12 protein-coding genes and 1 pseudogene are annotated in these 15,705 nt (G+C 52.6%); 4 read left to right on the top strand and 9 right to left on the bottom strand.

Annotated features, from left to right (window positions below):
• Positions 1-207: 207 nt before the first annotated feature.
• From LA756_RS21270 to LA756_RS21260, 3 genes are all read right to left on the bottom strand, one after another.
• Complete coding sequence (locus LA756_RS21270) at positions 208-1,959, bottom strand: restriction endonuclease subunit S (protein ID WP_224436735.1); 1,752 nt, start codon at positions 1,957-1,959, stop codon at positions 208-210.
• 434 nt (positions 1,960-2,393) lie between these two features.
• Positions 2,394-5,156, bottom strand: a complete 2,763-nt coding sequence (locus LA756_RS21265) for a type I restriction-modification enzyme R subunit C-terminal domain-containing protein (protein WP_224436734.1) — start codon at positions 5,154-5,156, stop codon at positions 2,394-2,396.
• Between the two features lie 4 nt (positions 5,157-5,160).
• Positions 5,161-6,042, bottom strand: coding sequence for a GIY-YIG nuclease family protein (locus LA756_RS21260; protein WP_224436733.1), 882 nt, complete (start codon positions 6,040-6,042; stop codon positions 5,161-5,163).
• A 1,162-nt stretch (positions 6,043-7,204) separates the two neighbouring features.
• Here LA756_RS21260 and LA756_RS21255 point away from each other — a divergent pair.
• The 3 genes and pseudogenes from LA756_RS21255 to LA756_RS21245 all read left to right on the top strand — a co-directional run bounded on the left by LA756_RS21255 (position 7,205) and on the right by LA756_RS21245 (position 9,499).
• Positions 7,205-7,798, top strand: a complete 594-nt coding sequence (locus LA756_RS21255; protein WP_224436732.1) for a recombinase family protein — start codon at positions 7,205-7,207, stop codon at positions 7,796-7,798.
• Positions 7,799-7,834: 36 nt separating this feature from the next.
• Positions 7,835-8,203, top strand: a pseudogene (locus tag LA756_RS27360) (recombinase family protein); the annotation flags it as partial.
• Positions 8,204-8,302: 99 nt separating this feature from the next.
• Positions 8,303-9,499, top strand: coding sequence for a recombinase zinc beta ribbon domain-containing protein (locus LA756_RS21245; RefSeq protein WP_224440478.1), 1,197 nt, complete (start codon positions 8,303-8,305; stop codon positions 9,497-9,499).
• Between the two features lie 220 nt (positions 9,500-9,719).
• On the opposite strand, the gene LA756_RS21240 is transcribed toward LA756_RS21245, so the two are convergent.
• The 3 genes from LA756_RS21240 to LA756_RS21230 all read right to left on the bottom strand — a co-directional run bounded on the left by LA756_RS21240 (position 9,720) and on the right by LA756_RS21230 (position 13,787).
• The gene (locus tag LA756_RS21240) at positions 9,720-10,514 is read right to left on the bottom strand and encodes an endonuclease/exonuclease/phosphatase family protein (RefSeq protein ID WP_224436731.1); all 795 of its coding nucleotides are present in this window, start codon (positions 10,512-10,514) and stop codon (positions 9,720-9,722) included.
• Positions 10,515-10,544: 30 nt separating this feature from the next.
• The gene (locus tag LA756_RS21235; RefSeq protein ID WP_224436730.1) at positions 10,545-12,569 is read right to left on the bottom strand and encodes an FAD-dependent oxidoreductase; all 2,025 of its coding nucleotides are present in this window, start codon (positions 12,567-12,569) and stop codon (positions 10,545-10,547) included.
• Positions 12,570-12,869: 300 nt separating this feature from the next.
• Positions 12,870-13,787, bottom strand: coding sequence for a glycosyltransferase family 2 protein (locus tag LA756_RS21230; protein WP_224436729.1), 918 nt, complete (start codon positions 13,785-13,787; stop codon positions 12,870-12,872).
• Positions 13,788-13,973: 186 nt separating this feature from the next.
• Here LA756_RS21230 and LA756_RS21225 point away from each other — a divergent pair, with 186 nt between their 5' ends.
• Complete coding sequence (locus LA756_RS21225; RefSeq protein ID WP_224436728.1) at positions 13,974-14,234, top strand: GlsB/YeaQ/YmgE family stress response membrane protein; 261 nt, start codon at positions 13,974-13,976, stop codon at positions 14,232-14,234.
• A gap of 70 nt (positions 14,235-14,304) precedes the next feature.
• Here LA756_RS21225 and LA756_RS21220 read toward each other — a convergent pair whose 3' ends face one another.
• From LA756_RS21220 to LA756_RS21210, 3 genes are all read right to left on the bottom strand, one after another.
• Positions 14,305-14,769 (bottom strand): ArsI/CadI family heavy metal resistance metalloenzyme, encoded by a 465-nt coding sequence (locus tag LA756_RS21220; RefSeq protein ID WP_224436727.1) that lies wholly within the window; start codon positions 14,767-14,769, stop codon positions 14,305-14,307.
• Entirely contained in the window at positions 14,753-15,181 is a 429-nt protein-coding gene (locus tag LA756_RS21215) for an arsenate reductase ArsC (RefSeq protein WP_224436726.1), read from the bottom strand. The genes LA756_RS21220 and LA756_RS21215 overlap by 17 nt, the downstream gene beginning before the upstream one ends.
• Positions 15,182-15,344: 163 nt before the next feature.
• Positions 15,345-15,701, bottom strand: coding sequence for a helix-turn-helix transcriptional regulator (locus tag LA756_RS21210; protein ID WP_224436725.1), 357 nt, complete (start codon positions 15,699-15,701; stop codon positions 15,345-15,347).
• Between the last annotated feature and the right edge of the window lie 4 nt (positions 15,702-15,705).

Raw genomic sequence — 15,705 nt, 5'->3', positions numbered from 1 at the left:
GTTCTAAGTCAAAATATTCAATCTCGGCCTCACAGATGTGGCACTCAAGTTGAACCCCTTCTACTGACAACTCCGAGCCACACTTGGGACAATCAAACTCACCTTTCTCTATCCATGCTTCGAATTCCGAGGGTGTAAAATCTTTTGAAAATGGCTTTGGGCATTCTTCATTAGGGCATCCGGCATGAATGTTTCGATCGGGAGACTTCACTTGGATCTCCGTTCTGATTCAGTTGCCTTTGATGTGCCTGGTCTCAATCCAACCGGAATAAACTTGTGCCGTCGCATCCAAGCCAACCGCTTCTGAATCACATCTGGCGTAAACTTCTTTTTCTTCTCATGCCAGGCATAAATCTCTTCAATGATCGCATCGTCGTCGGCTGATCGATCATCAAGAAGAAGATCATTCCAGGCCGCATAAGCGGTGGCGAAAAGCTCGGCTTCGTCGGTGTTCATTTCGGCGATGTGATCGAGGAGTTGGTCTAGCTCTGGCTTCTTTTCGCCAAGGAATTCGACAGCCTTTTGGCACATTTCGTCGATCTTTTCGCCGGGGTGGTAGGTGACGCCGTATCGTTTTCGTTCTTTGGTGGTGAACCAGTCTTCTTTGATGGCGACTTTTTCCAGAGGATAGATCGCAGCGTCGAACGGGCCGGCTTCGTATCGCTCGAAGGAGAAGCCCATTTCGATTCCCAAATGGCATTGGGCCAAGTGCATCGTCTTGAGGAGTTGGATACGCCCAAACGATTGGCTGCTCGTGAGCCGCTGGACCGTATAGGAAACGACGGCGGCTCGATTCTCGAAGACCTGTTTCGGTATCTTAATTCGCTTTTTGGGTTTGGCTTTCGCCTTGTGGGCTTTCTTGGTCTGCTCTGCTTCGCATTTGTTCGTGATACGAGCCAACAATTCTTTCGCCGATTCATCGTTTGAATCTTGGGGAACGAGATTTCCCTCGAATGCGACCTTAAGAATGCTCTGACGCAATCTCGCAGAACGGATTTCCGAACAATGGACCGCATGTTGGGCAGCGTCGATTTGTGTTAGAGCTTCTTCCACGTCTCTAACAATTTCGACCTGCTCGCCAACTGGAGGCAGCGGCACAGCGATCTGTCGGACTAAGCCAAGGTTCAGATTCGGCTGCATTCCCCCAGCGGCTTTTCTTCGTAATTCAAGATACCGACTCCAGAGGAACTGTTTCAAATACGCACGGATACACTCGGATGACTCGTGGAATACCAATGCTCCCAACGCTTGATTGATAGTCGCTGCAATCTTCAGTTCTGAAACCATCCCTCTAGTCTTGCCCTCTCCATACAAGGCAATGAGAAGCGTGCCGATGGGATAAAGTCGTAACGAGGTTTCTTCAAGGGCACGTTCAGTAACCATCTCCGTTCCATTGACAATCAGTGGATCATTGACGGCCGTACTCATTACCCAGGGGATTGACCCGTTCTCATAGTAGTCGAGACGACCTCGACTTGGCGTTGTCCCTGTCGCTACATCGCACAGCTGATCAACGCTTGACCAACACCACCCATCTGGAAGCTCTGGCAATTCTTCCATCAAAGGCGGCTCGGGCTCCTTATACTTCTTCTCCCAATCTTTCGGCGGCTTCTTTCCCGCCGCTTCAAACTTGGCGAGTTGCTCTTCTTCCCACTTGTGGCGACGCTCGGCGAGGATGCGTTCGAGGAGTTGGGAGGCGGGTTCCACTTTGGGATGCTTGGCTCGCCAGTCCGCGGTGAGGGAGCCATTCACAGCGGCCTTGAGAACGCTGGCTCGGTATCGCTTCAGGTTGGCCTTGGCTCGCTCAAGTGCCGCCACCCCGGCATCGAGTTCCGAGAAAAGTTCGTCGATCTTTTCAACAATTCGCTTTTGCTCTAATAGTGGCGCGACCGGAACTTCGAGCCGTTTGAATCGTCCGTGTGTCAGATTCAGGCCGCTGTCGCTAATTCCAGTTTTCATACGATCAATCGCGTCCCTGGCGATTCTCGAACGTAGAAATGCCTCCATATACTTTGGATCTACGACTTGCGGTCGGGTTCTAAAACGATACATCTTTCCCGAAATCATGAGCCGCGGACGAGTCTCTCGAACGTAACATGCGACTCCACACCGATTTCTAGGCCCTGCGCACGTAAGAAGTATGTCGCCATTCTTAACCTCTAAATTAGGCCTCGGCTTAAGTTGGTTAGGCAACTCTTTATTATGTTCACCTAAAAACTCGCCATCTTGAATAGCGGTTGTTTTTAAAACCCCCCAAATCTCATCGGATGGAGACGCGTGTGTTTTACAGCGTGGGCTCCATCCATGATGAATAATGCGGCCATCTTCAAGCTCATCAAGCAACAAATCGATTGAGCAAATCTTCCAGCTATTTGGAATTTCCATATTCTCCATCATGCCGCCAACCTCTCATTCAGTTCTTCGAGAATGGCAGTCAGCTGATCCCCAAACAATTCGTAGGCTTTCCCCAAGCCGCCAATCTGATTGAACGGCACATCATCCAAATCGTCTTGCTCGATTTCCAGGCTCGTGGCGATATGGTCTCTGATCGCATCCAGCCACTTCTGTTGATCGGGCGTAAAGGTCACCCCCTTCGACTGCTGCATGGTAAGCCAGTCTTGGTATCGCTGCTGAACCGTTTCCCCAATGGGCGTCAGCAACTGATCGGGATCGAGAGCATGACGCACCAAGGCGATCAAGTCGACTAATTGTTTGCCTCCGTGGCCTTTCACCTTCTCTGGTTCAATCGCCTCGAAGGCACTCCATAGACGTTCTGAGTGGAGCGAATAGGGAGGCCTCTGAATCGCCTGGGCGAGTTGCTTGACCTGGCTGTAACGGAGCCCAGCCCGGTGCGGTTTCGAGTAGAGAATCTGAAGTGCCTCGATCTCGCTCTTGTTGTCTTCGATGAACTGACGGAAGTTGGAAATCAACGACTGAGCCTTTTCGCGAGCTGCTTGATCAAACCCAGCCCGAATGAGGGAATCAGTCGTTTGCTCGTCGATGACCTGTTCCAGCGATCGCTTCGAGTTGAGAACCGCGTCCCGTAGCTTGGGATTGTGAAATGGCTTTAAAGCGGTTCGCATCCGCTCTTGTTCCACTTCCTTGTACTGCTCTTCCGTGGCCTCCTGGTCGCCAGGAAGTTCAAATTTTGAAGCAGCTTCCGTCGTGACTTCGTCGGGATCGACGCTGCCAAGCAGATCGCTACTCAGTTCGTCCAGCGACTTTCCGCCAGATGCTTCTTCAATGGCCTCTGTCTGCTCTGGTTCCAATTGCTGGGCCAAGCGAGCAAGCCGGGCGGCCAACGCAGTCACCAAATCAGGGTCGGCAGCTCCGGTAGCGACGAGTGCCATCAGCTTTTCGGTGGAAACAGAAGGCTTGCGATCGAGCGGCTTGGTAGCGGTCTTCTCGCTTTCGCAAACGCCCACGGCATCCACAATCACGAAGTGTGTCTTGTGTTTAGCATCGGGCGTAACGCTGAGAAGCGTATCGGAATCAACCACGCGACAGCCACGGCCCTTCATCTGCTCGAAGTAGGAAAGGGAGCGAATGTTCCGCATGAAGAGGAGGCATTCCAGCGGCTTCACATCGGTCCCGGTGGCAATCATATCGACCGTTACCGCGATTCGCGGGTTATACATGGTGCGAAACTCGGCCAGCAGATCGTCGGGCTTCTTCCCGGTGCTCTTGGAGGTGATCTTCTGGCAGAAATCGTTGCCTTTACCGAACTCCTCACGGACGATCCGTACGATATCTTCCGCGTGCTGGTCAGTCTTCGCGAAGATGAGCGTCTTGGGGACTTCGCTACGGCCAGGAAAGATCTCAGGCAGCTTGTCGCGAAACGTCTTGATCACCAGGCGAATCTGATCGTCGCAAACCACGTCGCGATCAAGTTGGTTCGCGGTGTAGGTCAGATCGTCGTCGAGTTCCTTGTACTGCTTTTTCTTCGTGCGTCGGTCTCGATGCGGCACGAAGATGCCTGGCTGCTTGATCAATTCTGCCCCGTCCTTGGTGACTTGCGTTTCAATCCGGTAGACGTCGTACCCCACGTTGACCCCATCCGTGACCGCCTTTTCGTGGGTGTACTCTTGGACCAGGTTCTTTTTGAAGAAACCAATCGTTTGAGCCGTGGGGGTCGCAGTCAATCCGATGAGGAACGCGTCGAAGTAATCGAGCACCTGTCGCCAGATGTTGTAGATCGATCGGTGGCATTCATCGACTACGATGAAGTCGAACGTACCGATCGGAATCTGGGCATTGTAGACGACGGGAAGCGGCTCGCGAATGACGGAGGACTCGGTTTCAAAGAGGGAAGATTCTTCGTTCTCTTCCTGGAACTCTTCTTCCCCCTTGAGCATGGAATAGAGCCGCTGAATCGTGGTAATGCAAACTTTCGAGGCGGGATCGATCGTATTCCGCTTCAGGTGCTGGACCGTGAATTCCTCGGTGAACTTGTAGGCGTTGTAAGGGCTGTCGAATTGCTGGAATTCGTTGAGGGTCTGCTTCCCCAAGTTGTTACGATCCACCAGGAACAGAATGCGTTTCGCCTTGGCGAATTTGATCAGCCGGTAGCAGAAGTTGACCGCTGTAAAAGTTTTACCGCTTCCGGTCGCCATTTGAATAAGCGAACGAGGCCGATTCTCGGCAAGGGATTTCTCCAGGTTGAGGATCGATTCAATCTGGACCTTCCAGAGACGATCGGAGTTAAGCTCCGGCATTTCGCGAAGGAGCCCGCGTGTCTGCTGCTCAAGGCTTACCAGATGCAAAAGCTCTCCAGGCTGATGAAAGCTGAAGACTTCACGGCTGCGGGCGTCTGGTTCCAGGTAGTTGCTGAACTGGGTTTCAACGCCGGTGGATTCGTAGGCAAAGGGAAGCGGAAGCCGATAATTGGGAAGATTGTTCGGTAGCCCTTGCAGATACTTGCCGGACTGGGTTTCCACGCCCGCGAGCGTGTGCCCATCGGGCTTGGCCTCGATAACGCCGATCGCTTTGCCATCGACGTAGAGCATGTAATCAGCAAAGCCAGTGGAGAGTGGGAACTCGCGAATAGCAACGCCCAGACCTGCCGAGATGTTGACCTCGGAGTAATCTTGAACGATCCAGCCACTGGCTTGCAGCTTCTGGTCGATCTTGGTGCGGGCTAATGCTTCTGGAGTCACTGGGTTAATCCTCGTCGTCGATTGACGCACTTTCTTGGGTCTGCAACTCCTTCAGCGTTCTCCCGTCCTTGCTCTTCCACTCCGTTCTTCCGTTGGCTGTTCGTCCCAGAATCACGCCAGCCGCCGTGGAGGGAGAACTGAAAACATGGTCTTGGGCGAACCGATACCGGTCTCCAGTATCGTTCAAGACCCCCTGTTCGAGCAAATCGCCCCTAAGGTTTGACATGTACTGGTGAATCGTGGCGGTTTCGGCCTTCACCGCCTCAGAGCCTTCCCGAACGACAAAGCCCTTAGTATCTTCGTAACCCTTCGCCGTGACACCTTTGGCCTCAAGCAATAGAGATTCCTGGGAATTGGAACGCGGCTCTGTTCGCTCGAACACGCTGAGCCCGACCAAAGGAAAGATACTGAGCATGTCGAGCAGAAAACTATCGACATCGGCCACATCCGCCTCCGAAAGGGTCGGCGGGGAAGGCATGTTGAGGTTGTCGAGTTTTGTTTGCTTTGCAGCCTTGGCGAGTTCCAGGAGGCGAACTTCCATTCGCTGGACGTGAGCTTTGTTGAGGCTGTTGTCCTTGGTAACGAAGAAAACGGCCCAGTCCCAAAAATCTTTCTTGCTATAGTGCGAGTTCAATCGAGCACCGACGGGATCGCCTTCGCCGATGTAGATCGTGGGCAACGCTCCGTCGCTGGAATTGCCTACAAGAACATAGACCCCGGTTCGCTCAAACTCGGCACGGGTCACGGCTTGCTTGTAGTTGGTGCGGTTGAAGACGACGCCGATGCCGCTCCAGTTGGATTTCTCGACGAGACGCAGCCCATCGGGATCACCATCTGGCACAAAGATACGGATAGAAAACGGTCGCTGGGGAACTTCAAGATTCATGCAGCCTCTTGCCGCCACGGGGGTACTGAGGGGACACTGGAAGGGTAAGGGCAGGATACCGTCGGCGGAGGGGAATGACAACCATTTGGAAAGATCATGGCGACCATTGAAGAAGAAATTCAGTTTCTTGAGAAACATCTGATTTGGCTTGGCGAAATGTGCCACAAGTTTGAAGATATTGACAGCCTGTTTTTTGTCGAAAACTCCAAGCCGAAAGGGCTCTCCGATGACGAAGCCAGGTGTGCTCGAATCGCGGAGAGACTAGGGTTCGACGCAAGATTATTCCGTCCTGAACCCGGAGGACCGGACGTTCGCAAGATGCTGCCAACTTGCCGAAGTCAAATTCGAGCGGTTCGAGAAATGCTCGTGAAATTGGAATCTGAACACAAGAGCACTCAGATCTTGGAACTTTGGCAATTCAGAGTCCTCATGGTTCTTTACGACGCCGGAGCCGAACCACTATTCGTAGATGCAATCGAAAAGCGGTTACGTGCACGCAAAATCCCGATCAGTGACCGTACAATTCGAAGCCGCCTTGAGGACCTACGAAAGCTGGGATTCGTATTTCACCCGAGAGGCCAAAGAAGTGGTCAGGCGATTACTCAAGCAGGAATCGAATATGTACGTTCCCATAGCGAAGAATAGTTACCGCTAATCTACCGGTAGTTTACCGCCAAGCTCTTACGCCCAAACCGTACACTTCGTCTGAACAAGCTTCCTCCGTTTTAGGAAGCTTATTTCTCACATGGTTTGATATTGGAGCCATAAATCATGCCACTATTTTCAGACGAAGTACTCGCAAGTTTTCGCCCCGATCCAAGACTCGAACGACAGGATTTATCCAAACGCTGCAGAACGCGGCGTACACGTCGTAAACGTCACCAGCCAATTCAAGGCTTCTTCCCTCTCGAACTAATTGCTGGAAAACGGCCAGAGCGGCCCCGCCCATCTGACGGGTCACGGGCGAAACAAAACCGCAAACGCTAAACGGTGTAAAGTTTCGTCTCCTCTGGAATCGCAAGCCGGATAGCCCGCTTTTTCCAGGCTCTTGGGATTTGAAATATCTGTAAACCGTGGAGTGTACTTCAACATTGACGTCGAATCCCCTCCTGGCGGAGAATGGTGCACATGCGTTCACTTATTCCGACCCGGAGATTCATCAATGCCAAAGCACATTGCGATTTACGTTCGAGTTTCCAGCAAGACACAGGATACGAAATCCCAGGAGCCTGAACTCACCGCTTGGGCTGCTCACCAGGATCAGCCCGTGAAGTGGTATCGAGATCAGGCGAGCGGTAAATCGATGGACCGCAAAGACTGGAAGAAACTGGAAAGCCAAATACGACGAGGTCAGATTTCCCAGATTGTTATCTGGAGACTTGATCGTTTGGGGCGTACAGCTTCCGGTCTGACCGCTTTATTCGATGAACTGTGCCAACGGAAAGTGAATCTTGTAAGCATCAAGGACGGATTCGATCTCCTCACACCTTCAGGACGGCTGATGGCAAACATCCTCGCCGGTGTCGCTCAGTACGAACGAGAGGTGAGAGGCGAACGCCAAGCGGCTGGCATCGCGAGAGCGAAAGCCGATGGCAAGGCGTGGGGAGGATCAGATGCGGGAGTGCGGAAAAAAGTATCCCCGACTCAGGAGAAGATGATTCGTTCTATGAAAAAGCAAGGCGAGCCCATTACTGCGATCGCGAAGGCAGTCAATCTTTCGCGACCGACGATCTACAGCGTGCTGAAAAGTACGTGATTCAATTTGTTTACCAATAATCAAGGAACCTAAAGAATGTCAGTTAAAAAATTTCGATTCGCTGCGCTGATCCGAGTATCGACCGAGAAGCAAGAAAAGCATGGTGAATCGTTGCGAACCCAACGTCTGCAAATCACCAACGCGGTCAAAGATCTAGGTGGCAAAATAGTCGGCTGGTACGGCGGTCAGGAGCACGCAACAAGCGGCACCTGGGAAAGAAAAGAACTTGATCGTTTAGAAAGAGATGCGGCAAAGAATCCCCGCCTATTTGACGCCGTGATTGTATTCGATGCATCTCGCTGGTCGCGAGACAATGCCCGTTCAAAGCAAGGCCTGGAGATCTTCCGACAAGCTGGCATTCGATTCTTCACGCTAACTCAAGAACATAATCTGTTTGACCCGAATGCGATTCTGTTCCTCGGTTTGGCGGCTGAGATCGGCGAGTATCAAGCTCGCCAGCAAAAGCTCAAATCGGTCCTGAGTTGCATCGAACGAGCCAAGAGGTTGAATGCACCAACGGCTGGACGAATCCCGTTTGGAAGAATCTGGAACAAGAAGACCTCAACCTGGTCAGTAGACGAAGCCAAGAAGCGAATAGTCGAAGAAGTCGCATCTCGTTATCTCTCAGGTGAAAGCCTGAAAGATCTAGCAGAAGAACATAAGATCAACCATTCGTTCCTCCACAAGACGCTCACGAAGAACTGCGGTTGCTCCCACACAATTCGGTGGAATATTCCCGATCTCAACATAGATACGAGCGTCGTCCTTACGATTCCGAGACTGCTTCCAGAAAAGACGATCAAAGCGATTCAGACGAAAGCTAAGGCAAACCGCACCTATCAACATGGTTGCCCGAAGAACCCCTATCTTTTGACTGGTTACATTTTCTGCACATGTTGTGGATACGCATTAAGTGGGCAAGCAAACCGTAACGGGCTACTTTACTATCGACACTATCCGCCCTCGAAAGGGGTGAAGGTCGATTGCCCAGCCGACCCTTCACCATACCCGAGGGCCGAAGAAATAGAGTCCAGCGTCATCAAGGAACTATTTCTCACCTTTGGCAATCCTGCTGCAGTAGAGAGGGCATTGAACAAGATGATGCCGGACCAAGAGAAAGCACAAAAGCAACGTGATCAAATCGCTAAGTTGAAGAACGAACTCGAACAAATTCGTTTAGGCAGAGCCAAGGTTATGGACATGGCAGTATTGGGAATCCCTGATCATGAAATCAAGTCGAAGATTGAAGAATTAAATGGGCAGGAAGCTCTGATTGCCCGGAAGATTTCAGAGCTATCATCGCACTTGGATGGCCTTCCATCCAAGGAACAGATTCTGGATGTTGCCCAAGAGATTGGAAAACGCTTCCGAAAGAAAGTAAGTGCAAAACGATGGATGATGATGATGGACGCCGAAGATTTCGACCACATGGAGTGGGCTGACAAGAGAGCACTGATTGAAGCAGTTTTTGCGAGCGACCAGCCAGATGGACGACCGATGGGAATCTATTTGTCAGCTCTGCCTGGTCAGAAGCGGCATCGCTCCAAGAGATGGATATTTGAACTCTTTGGAATGATCCCCAATTTCCGAGGAATGCCGGAATATTCGGATGGTGCTAATCCTCTTGAAGGATTTGTGTGTGTGACGCGATCTGCTTCGCATTCACCAAAACCATTCCTTCCTGAACGCCACTTTCGGTGACGCAGTTTTCGATGTCGCTATGGATGTCGACGATCATGCGGCGTTTGGGGACGTCCATCCAAAGTTCTCGGGTATATGACTTCATCGCTCGGTCTTTTCTACATGAAAGGCTTGTTGAAACTTCTCGAGCGATTGTAGTCGATAGACGCAGCGCATGAAAAAAGGCTCGCAGCGGGGCGAGCCTTTTGGGGTGGTTTGATTGGGTCGTCTTGAAGCTGACTTACTCGCCGGCCGGGTGCCACTGCAGGACGGCCAGAATGGGACGGTGGTCGGATGCGACCGCTTCGTCGAGAACTCGGAACTCGACTACCTTCCAACCACTAGCCGGGCGAAGCAGGATATAGTCGATCTGGCGTACCGGCTTGTCGCTGGGGAACGTCGGTTCGACCTCCTTGTTCGCACGTGTCCAATGTTCCTGCAGAAGTCGCAGCGTTTCGCTATCTGGCAGAGCATTCAAATCGCCCGCCATCAGGGCAGGGCGGTCTCCCCAATCTTGCGTCAGTTTTTTGATCATCTCGCACGAGGCAACGCGTTCTTTGTTGTCGCGTCGGTAATCAAAGTGGGTCGCGAGAAACTTCAGCGGCTGGTTGAGCCCAGGCACGGCAATGTCGGCTTCCATCAGGCCCCGCTGTTCGCCAGGCGTCAGCGCCGGCAGCTTATGGTTGGTTACCGAAATCGAATCGTACTTGGTCAGCAACGCATTGCCGTACCGACCACCTTGGTAGTCGATGTTATCACCGAAGACACATTTCATCTTCAGCAGTTTCGCCAAGACGGCCGTCTGATCGACTTTTTCCGTTCGCTCAGTATTTTGATCGACTTCCTGCAGCGCGATGATGTCGGGGTTGGCCTGCTCCAGTATTTGAGCAATCCGTGGCAGATCGAGCTTGTCGTCGAGACCTTCGCCGTGGTGAATGTTATAGCTCACCACGCGAATCTCGATCGGTTCATGGGCCTCAGCCGCTGCCACCCCAAAAAGTGACAGCAGCAAACAAGTCAGAGTCGACTTCAACATCTTCAATTTCACGCTTGTTGCAGGAGTAATCTATTTGACAGGAACCAAAACGACAGCATCCGCAACTACGTATCCGTCGACGCCTTCGTTGGAAAGCGTCACGACGGCGTCGCCACTCAAGTCGAATTTACCCACGGAAACGAACACCTTGTCGATGCTTGGGGCCTTCTTCTGATTGATCGTTCCGGAAAAGACTTCCTTCCCTTGCGAAGTGATCTTCACTGGAACGTTCGTGGCTCGGTTGGGATTGTCGGAGTAAGCAACTCGGACGTCGTACTTACCCGCTTTCAGCTTCGATGCTTTAAACGCGATCGACTTGGCACCTTGGCCCTTGTTTTCGTCGTGCACGTAGCCGGTGCCGACGTAGCCAGCGATCGAGCTGCTTTCCGGCCAGGCACCTTGCTTTTCGGCTTGGGTATCATCGATAACAACGCCGTCCAGCTTCTTCGGGTCGATCACCTGGCGAGGCTGGGAAGGCTTACGTGCCATTTCCAGAACCTGACCATCTTTCAGCAAACGCTCTTTCAATTCTTCGTACTGAACGTCTTGCACGGCGATGTCCTGATCGATCGCCATAGCGGCAGCCGTTGCGGCCGATTGGCCCAGGATCATGAACACAGGCTCCATACGAATCGAGCCATAAGCAATGTGCGAAGACGAAACGCAAACCGGCACAAGCAAGTTAGTGCATTCATCTTTCTTGGGCGTCACGCTGTCGTAGCTGATCGGGTAAGCACCGCCGGGGCTGATCTGAATGTCCCCTTCGTTACGAACGTGCCCATCCGCGGTAACGTAACGCTGCACGTTGTGCGAGTCCATGTTGTACGAACCCAAACCAATGCTCTTCGGTGTTGGCTTCAGGGCTCGCAGCATCGGTTCGCACATCACCACAGGTCCGACCATTCGGCGAGCTTCACGTACGTAGATCTGATGTGGCCAGTTGCCGTTGTCGACGAACTCGTCCTTCGCCAAACCCCAGCGGTTCATTCGTTCCTGAATGTCCTTCGGGATCGATGGATCGTTCGCGATGAAGTAGAGCCAGCCCTTTTGATAGACTTCGTGCTCTTTGATGATTTCTTTTCGGCGCTCGTACGATGCTTCCGGGTAGTCGTAATTCATTCCGATGTTGTCGGTCGAGAACGCACCGTGGTTGTTCGTATCGGTCTTGAAGTTCGGGGCCGGATCGAATTTGTTAAAAACCCCTTTCCAACCACCTTTCAGGTAACGTGCAAGCAGCGCGTACTGCTTGGGATCGTAACCTTCCGGCTTAGGGAATTTGACTTGATTGTCTTTCGCCGTGGTCAAACACATACGGAAGCAGTAGGCCTGAATTTTGTCGTCGCCGCTTCCATCTGGGCCAGGTTTTTCAGCCGAGATACGTGGCAAAAGACCGCTGCTTGGATCTCCTTCCACAACGTACGGATCGGTTGGGTACTCGAACTGATGGCTGCGAGCCCGGGCAGTTTGCACGCCATTGATCGTTTCGCCATAGACATCGTTCGACTCACGACCGACGTGATAGGAAATACCAGCGGCGGCCATCAAGTCGCCTTCGTAGGTAGTGTCCATAAAGATCTTGCCGGCGTACGTGTTGCCATCAAGCGTGGTGATGCTGACGATCTTACCGTCCACTTTCTTGACGCCGTTTTCACGATCGAGCCATTGATCGCGAACGACAGGAATCTTGTATTCTTCGACCAGGTCTTCAAATACCTGTTCGGCAACGTGCGGCTCGAAGACCCACATCGCGTTGTCGTTGGGACGATAGCGGCTGTACTGCGAAGGCTTCTGTTGTCGCCAAGCCGAGTCTTGGTCGTAGTGATCCTTGATGCGTTCATAGAACTCAAGCGAAATTCCGCCGATGGCTCCTTTGTTTCCACTGTCGGTCCAACCAAGACCGCCGCTGGAAAGACCACCGAGATGCTTATCAGGCGAAACCACCACCACCGACTTGCCCATCTTCTTGGCTTGAACAGCTGCGGAAATCGCCGCGGATGTACCGCCATAAATGACGACATCGTATTGCTGCGGGGCGGCTTGCAGGGAGGTTGCCATCAACGAGAGCGCGAAAACGCACGAGAGCAGGCATCGAATCACAGGGAGAACTCCGAAAAGGTAGGAACATGTGAGGTTCATCTATCCTAGCCCAATCGCAACGGGGATCAATCCGCCGTGAGGCCTGCTCTGCGCAGGGTTCTACACCGAAAACCAACCGCTCAGGCCGTTTGCCCGAATTGCCTGATTAATCGCAATAACCAATACGGTGAAAATCGGCCACATATCAGTTTGCTCCGATGAATGGCTGTCTGTTCTCGGACCGATTCGCCACGGCAAAAAACCGGCTGCCGACCGATGTCACGCTTCCACCGGCGATTTCGATCGACGCCCTAAACCGAGAAACAATTCGCCAAATAGACGCACTTTCTGCCAGGCATCGGAGAAGCGAAAGCGAAGTATGTCTAGGAGCGTGCAGTAGGTCAGATTCAACTTTAAGATCGTGCGTCGTCTTGCCAATCGAGCCGCACGATGCCAGCCGCGCTCCTCGTATCGCTTGGCAAGCTCGTCGTAGAGCTGCGTCTCTTCACGGAATCGAAGATTGCTTACCGTATACTCGGCAGTCGCGTTGTTAGCATGTCGCCGATAGGCGTAACACGTTTTTTCTAGCCCAACGACTTTCTGTCCTGCTTCGAGAACGCGCAACACGAAGTCCAAGTCTTGCACGAATCGCCAGCGTGGATCGAAGCGTATCCCGTTGAGGTTTTCAACTTGAAATGCCACCGTTGGGCAAAAGATGTAGTTACCACGCAGCAAGCTGGCAACCGCTTCTTCCCCTGCCAGCGTCACGTCTCCCTTTTGCGAGTAAAGGAATCGCTTGACGTAGTCTGGAAAGGAGAATAGCTCCCGCCCCTTGTCGTCGATGATCTTCGCCCGACAGAAAAGGAGCGACGCTTCGGGGTACTTGGCCGCAGCGTCTTGCATCGCTTCGGCGTAGTCAGGCAACAGTTCGTCGTCGGCATGCAAGATCGAAAGCATTGGGCTGTCATCTTCAAACGAACGATTCCAATTGCCGACCATTCCCAGGTTCTGAGGATTTCGGGAATAGCGAACGTCGGGGTACTGCTCACAGAAATCGTTTGCCCCACCCGCAAACGTCTCGCTGGCATCGTCCAGCACCGTCAGCTGTACGTCGGACGAAGTTTGCCGCTGAACGCTTTCAATGGCACGTTCCAGTTTCTCTCGATCCCGATAGAAAGGGATATAAATTTGCAGCACAGCCTTGCCGTGGGGCCGGGGTGAAGGATCAGTCGCTTGAGTGTCTCTATTGAAATCGTCCGGCCGCGATTGCTCAATCCGAGGGAACGTTAAGTTTCGATGAGAACGAGCCTCTGTTTTTGGCACACGATCTGCTCTTCATGGTGTCACCAACAACAACATTTCACCTAAGGAGCAAAGATTCCCATGGGTATTCTCGCATGGATCATTTTCGGCCTGATTGCTGGGGCACTCGCTAAACTTCTGTTCCCCGGAGACGACCCAGGTGGCTGCATCGTGACCATTATCATTGGTATCGTCGGTGCCATGCTGGGTGGTTTTATTGCGACCGGAATGGGATACGGTACGGTCACCGGATTTAACTTGTACAGCTTTATGGTTGCCATCCTTGGTTCGATGCTCGTCCTGGCGATCTACCGTTTCCTGGTCAAAGGGAAAGCGGAATAGATATCAAAAAAGCCGCCGCACAAGTCGAACTTGCGCGGTGGCTTCTTATTTGGGCATCGTCACTTCGGGACTACATTTCCAGCTGCGTCAAACTTGGGCTGCAGCAGCCCGACTGTTGATATAGTTCGTCTTTGGCATCGGCATCCAACACGACGAAGATCTCCCACTTGTGCCCATCTGGGTCGGCGACCCAGACTTTATCTTGCACGGCGTAGCAGCACGTCGTTGCTTCTTCATGCATGACTTTGGCCCCCGCCGCTTTGAAGCGATCGGCAGCGGCATGCACTTCAGCAACCGACTTGACTTGAATACCGAAGTGGGCCGAGCCTTGTTCGACTTGGAACTCTTCGTCGATCTGATTCAACGAAAGATTAACCGATGGATCGACGGGTTCGAACTTCGCGTAGCGTGGACGTGTCTTGCTTGGCTTGGTCCCCAGCAGCATTTCGTAAAACGCCTGCGAGGCTTCCAAGTCGGTCACGTTCAATGCGACATGAAGGCGAAAGTTACCGGGAAATTCAGCTGCCGATTGCATTGCTTACTCCTAAATGTTCTGCGATTCGATCCTTGATTTCGTCACGGATTCGGCGGAACGTCACCATCTTCTCGTCGTCCGAACCAGTCGCATCGGCCGGGTCTTCAAACGGCCAGTGCAGTGTTTCTTTGGCTTCCGGATAAATGGGGCAATCTTCCTTGGCGTTATCGCACACTGTGATCACCAAGTCGAATGGCTGGTGCTGAAAGTCAGCGGCCTGCTTGCTTTCGTACCCTGCGATATCCAAACCGATTTCTTTCATCGCTCGGATTGCCAAGGGATGAACATAGCCTGAGGGGCGTGAACCTGCCGAGTAGGCATCCCACTCTCCTTTGCCCAATTCGTTCCAAAGGCCTTCGGCCATTTGCGAGCGGCACGAGTTGCCGGTGCAAAGGATCAGTACTCGTTTCATCAAACTAACTCCACGACATGATGGTTCAGGGGCGTGCGACTTCTGGTCAGCACTTCGATTGCGAATCACTCGACATACGACCAAGCCGGAAAGCTGGCTTTGGCTGCCCTGTCGATTCCAGTCACCATCTCAAGTCGGTTGGTTCTTCACGGAAAGAACGGCCCTAAACGGAGCACGTTCCGTCGCATGCGGAAGTTCGCTTCTCGACGTCCAATTGCACGACCGTTTCCAGGCACTGGAAAAAACCATCCAAGCAGCCACACGTCAGGGTGTAGAAGTTGGAAGTTCCTTCTCGGCGAGCTTCGATCAGCCCGGCATCCTTCAGCACCGCCAAGTGCTTCGAGACCGTCGACTGGTCGCAACCCACGTTCTGGGTTAGCTCCTGGACGCACATATCGCGCTGCCCTAGCAGATCCAACATGAACAGCCGGCTAGGGTGAGCCATTGCTTTGGCTACCTTGGCACGAGCCTCATACTGCTGAGGGGTTTTGGTAACGAGTTTGACTTGAGATCGATTCATGGCT

The organism is Bremerella sp. TYQ1, from assembly GCF_020150455.1.
Taxonomy (GTDB): domain Bacteria; phylum Planctomycetota; class Planctomycetia; order Pirellulales; family Pirellulaceae; genus Bremerella; species Bremerella volcania_A.
Note: the sequence above shows the minus strand (reverse complement) of the source record. Positions and strands in the feature narration are given on the sequence as shown.

Bases quoted from the DNA above. Each gene is read 5' to 3' on its own strand.
- LA756_RS21225 (WP_224436728.1), top strand. From the start codon at position 13,974: ATGGGTATTCTCGCATGGATCATTTTCGGCCTGATTGCTGGGGCACTC.
- LA756_RS21215 (WP_224436726.1), bottom strand. From the start codon at position 15,181: ATGAAACGAGTACTGATCCTTTGCACCGGCAACTCGTGCCGCTCGCAA.
- LA756_RS21235 (WP_224436730.1), bottom strand. From the start codon at position 12,569: ATGGCAACCTCCCTGCAAGCCGCCCCGCAGCAATACGATGTCGTCATT.
- LA756_RS21210 (WP_224436725.1), bottom strand. From the start codon at position 15,701: ATGAATCGATCTCAAGTCAAACTCGTTACCAAAACCCCTCAGCAGTAT.
- LA756_RS21255 (WP_224436732.1), top strand. From the start codon at position 7,205: ATGCCAAAGCACATTGCGATTTACGTTCGAGTTTCCAGCAAGACACAG.
- LA756_RS21220 (WP_224436727.1), bottom strand. From the start codon at position 14,769: ATGCAATCGGCAGCTGAATTTCCCGGTAACTTTCGCCTTCATGTCGCA.
- LA756_RS21240 (WP_224436731.1), bottom strand. From the start codon at position 10,514: ATGTTGAAGTCGACTCTGACTTGTTTGCTGCTGTCACTTTTTGGGGTG.
- LA756_RS21270 (WP_224436735.1), bottom strand. From the start codon at position 1,959: ATGAAAACTGGAATTAGCGACAGCGGCCTGAATCTGACACACGGACGA.
- LA756_RS21260 (WP_224436733.1), bottom strand. From the start codon at position 6,042: ATGAATCTTGAAGTTCCCCAGCGACCGTTTTCTATCCGTATCTTTGTG.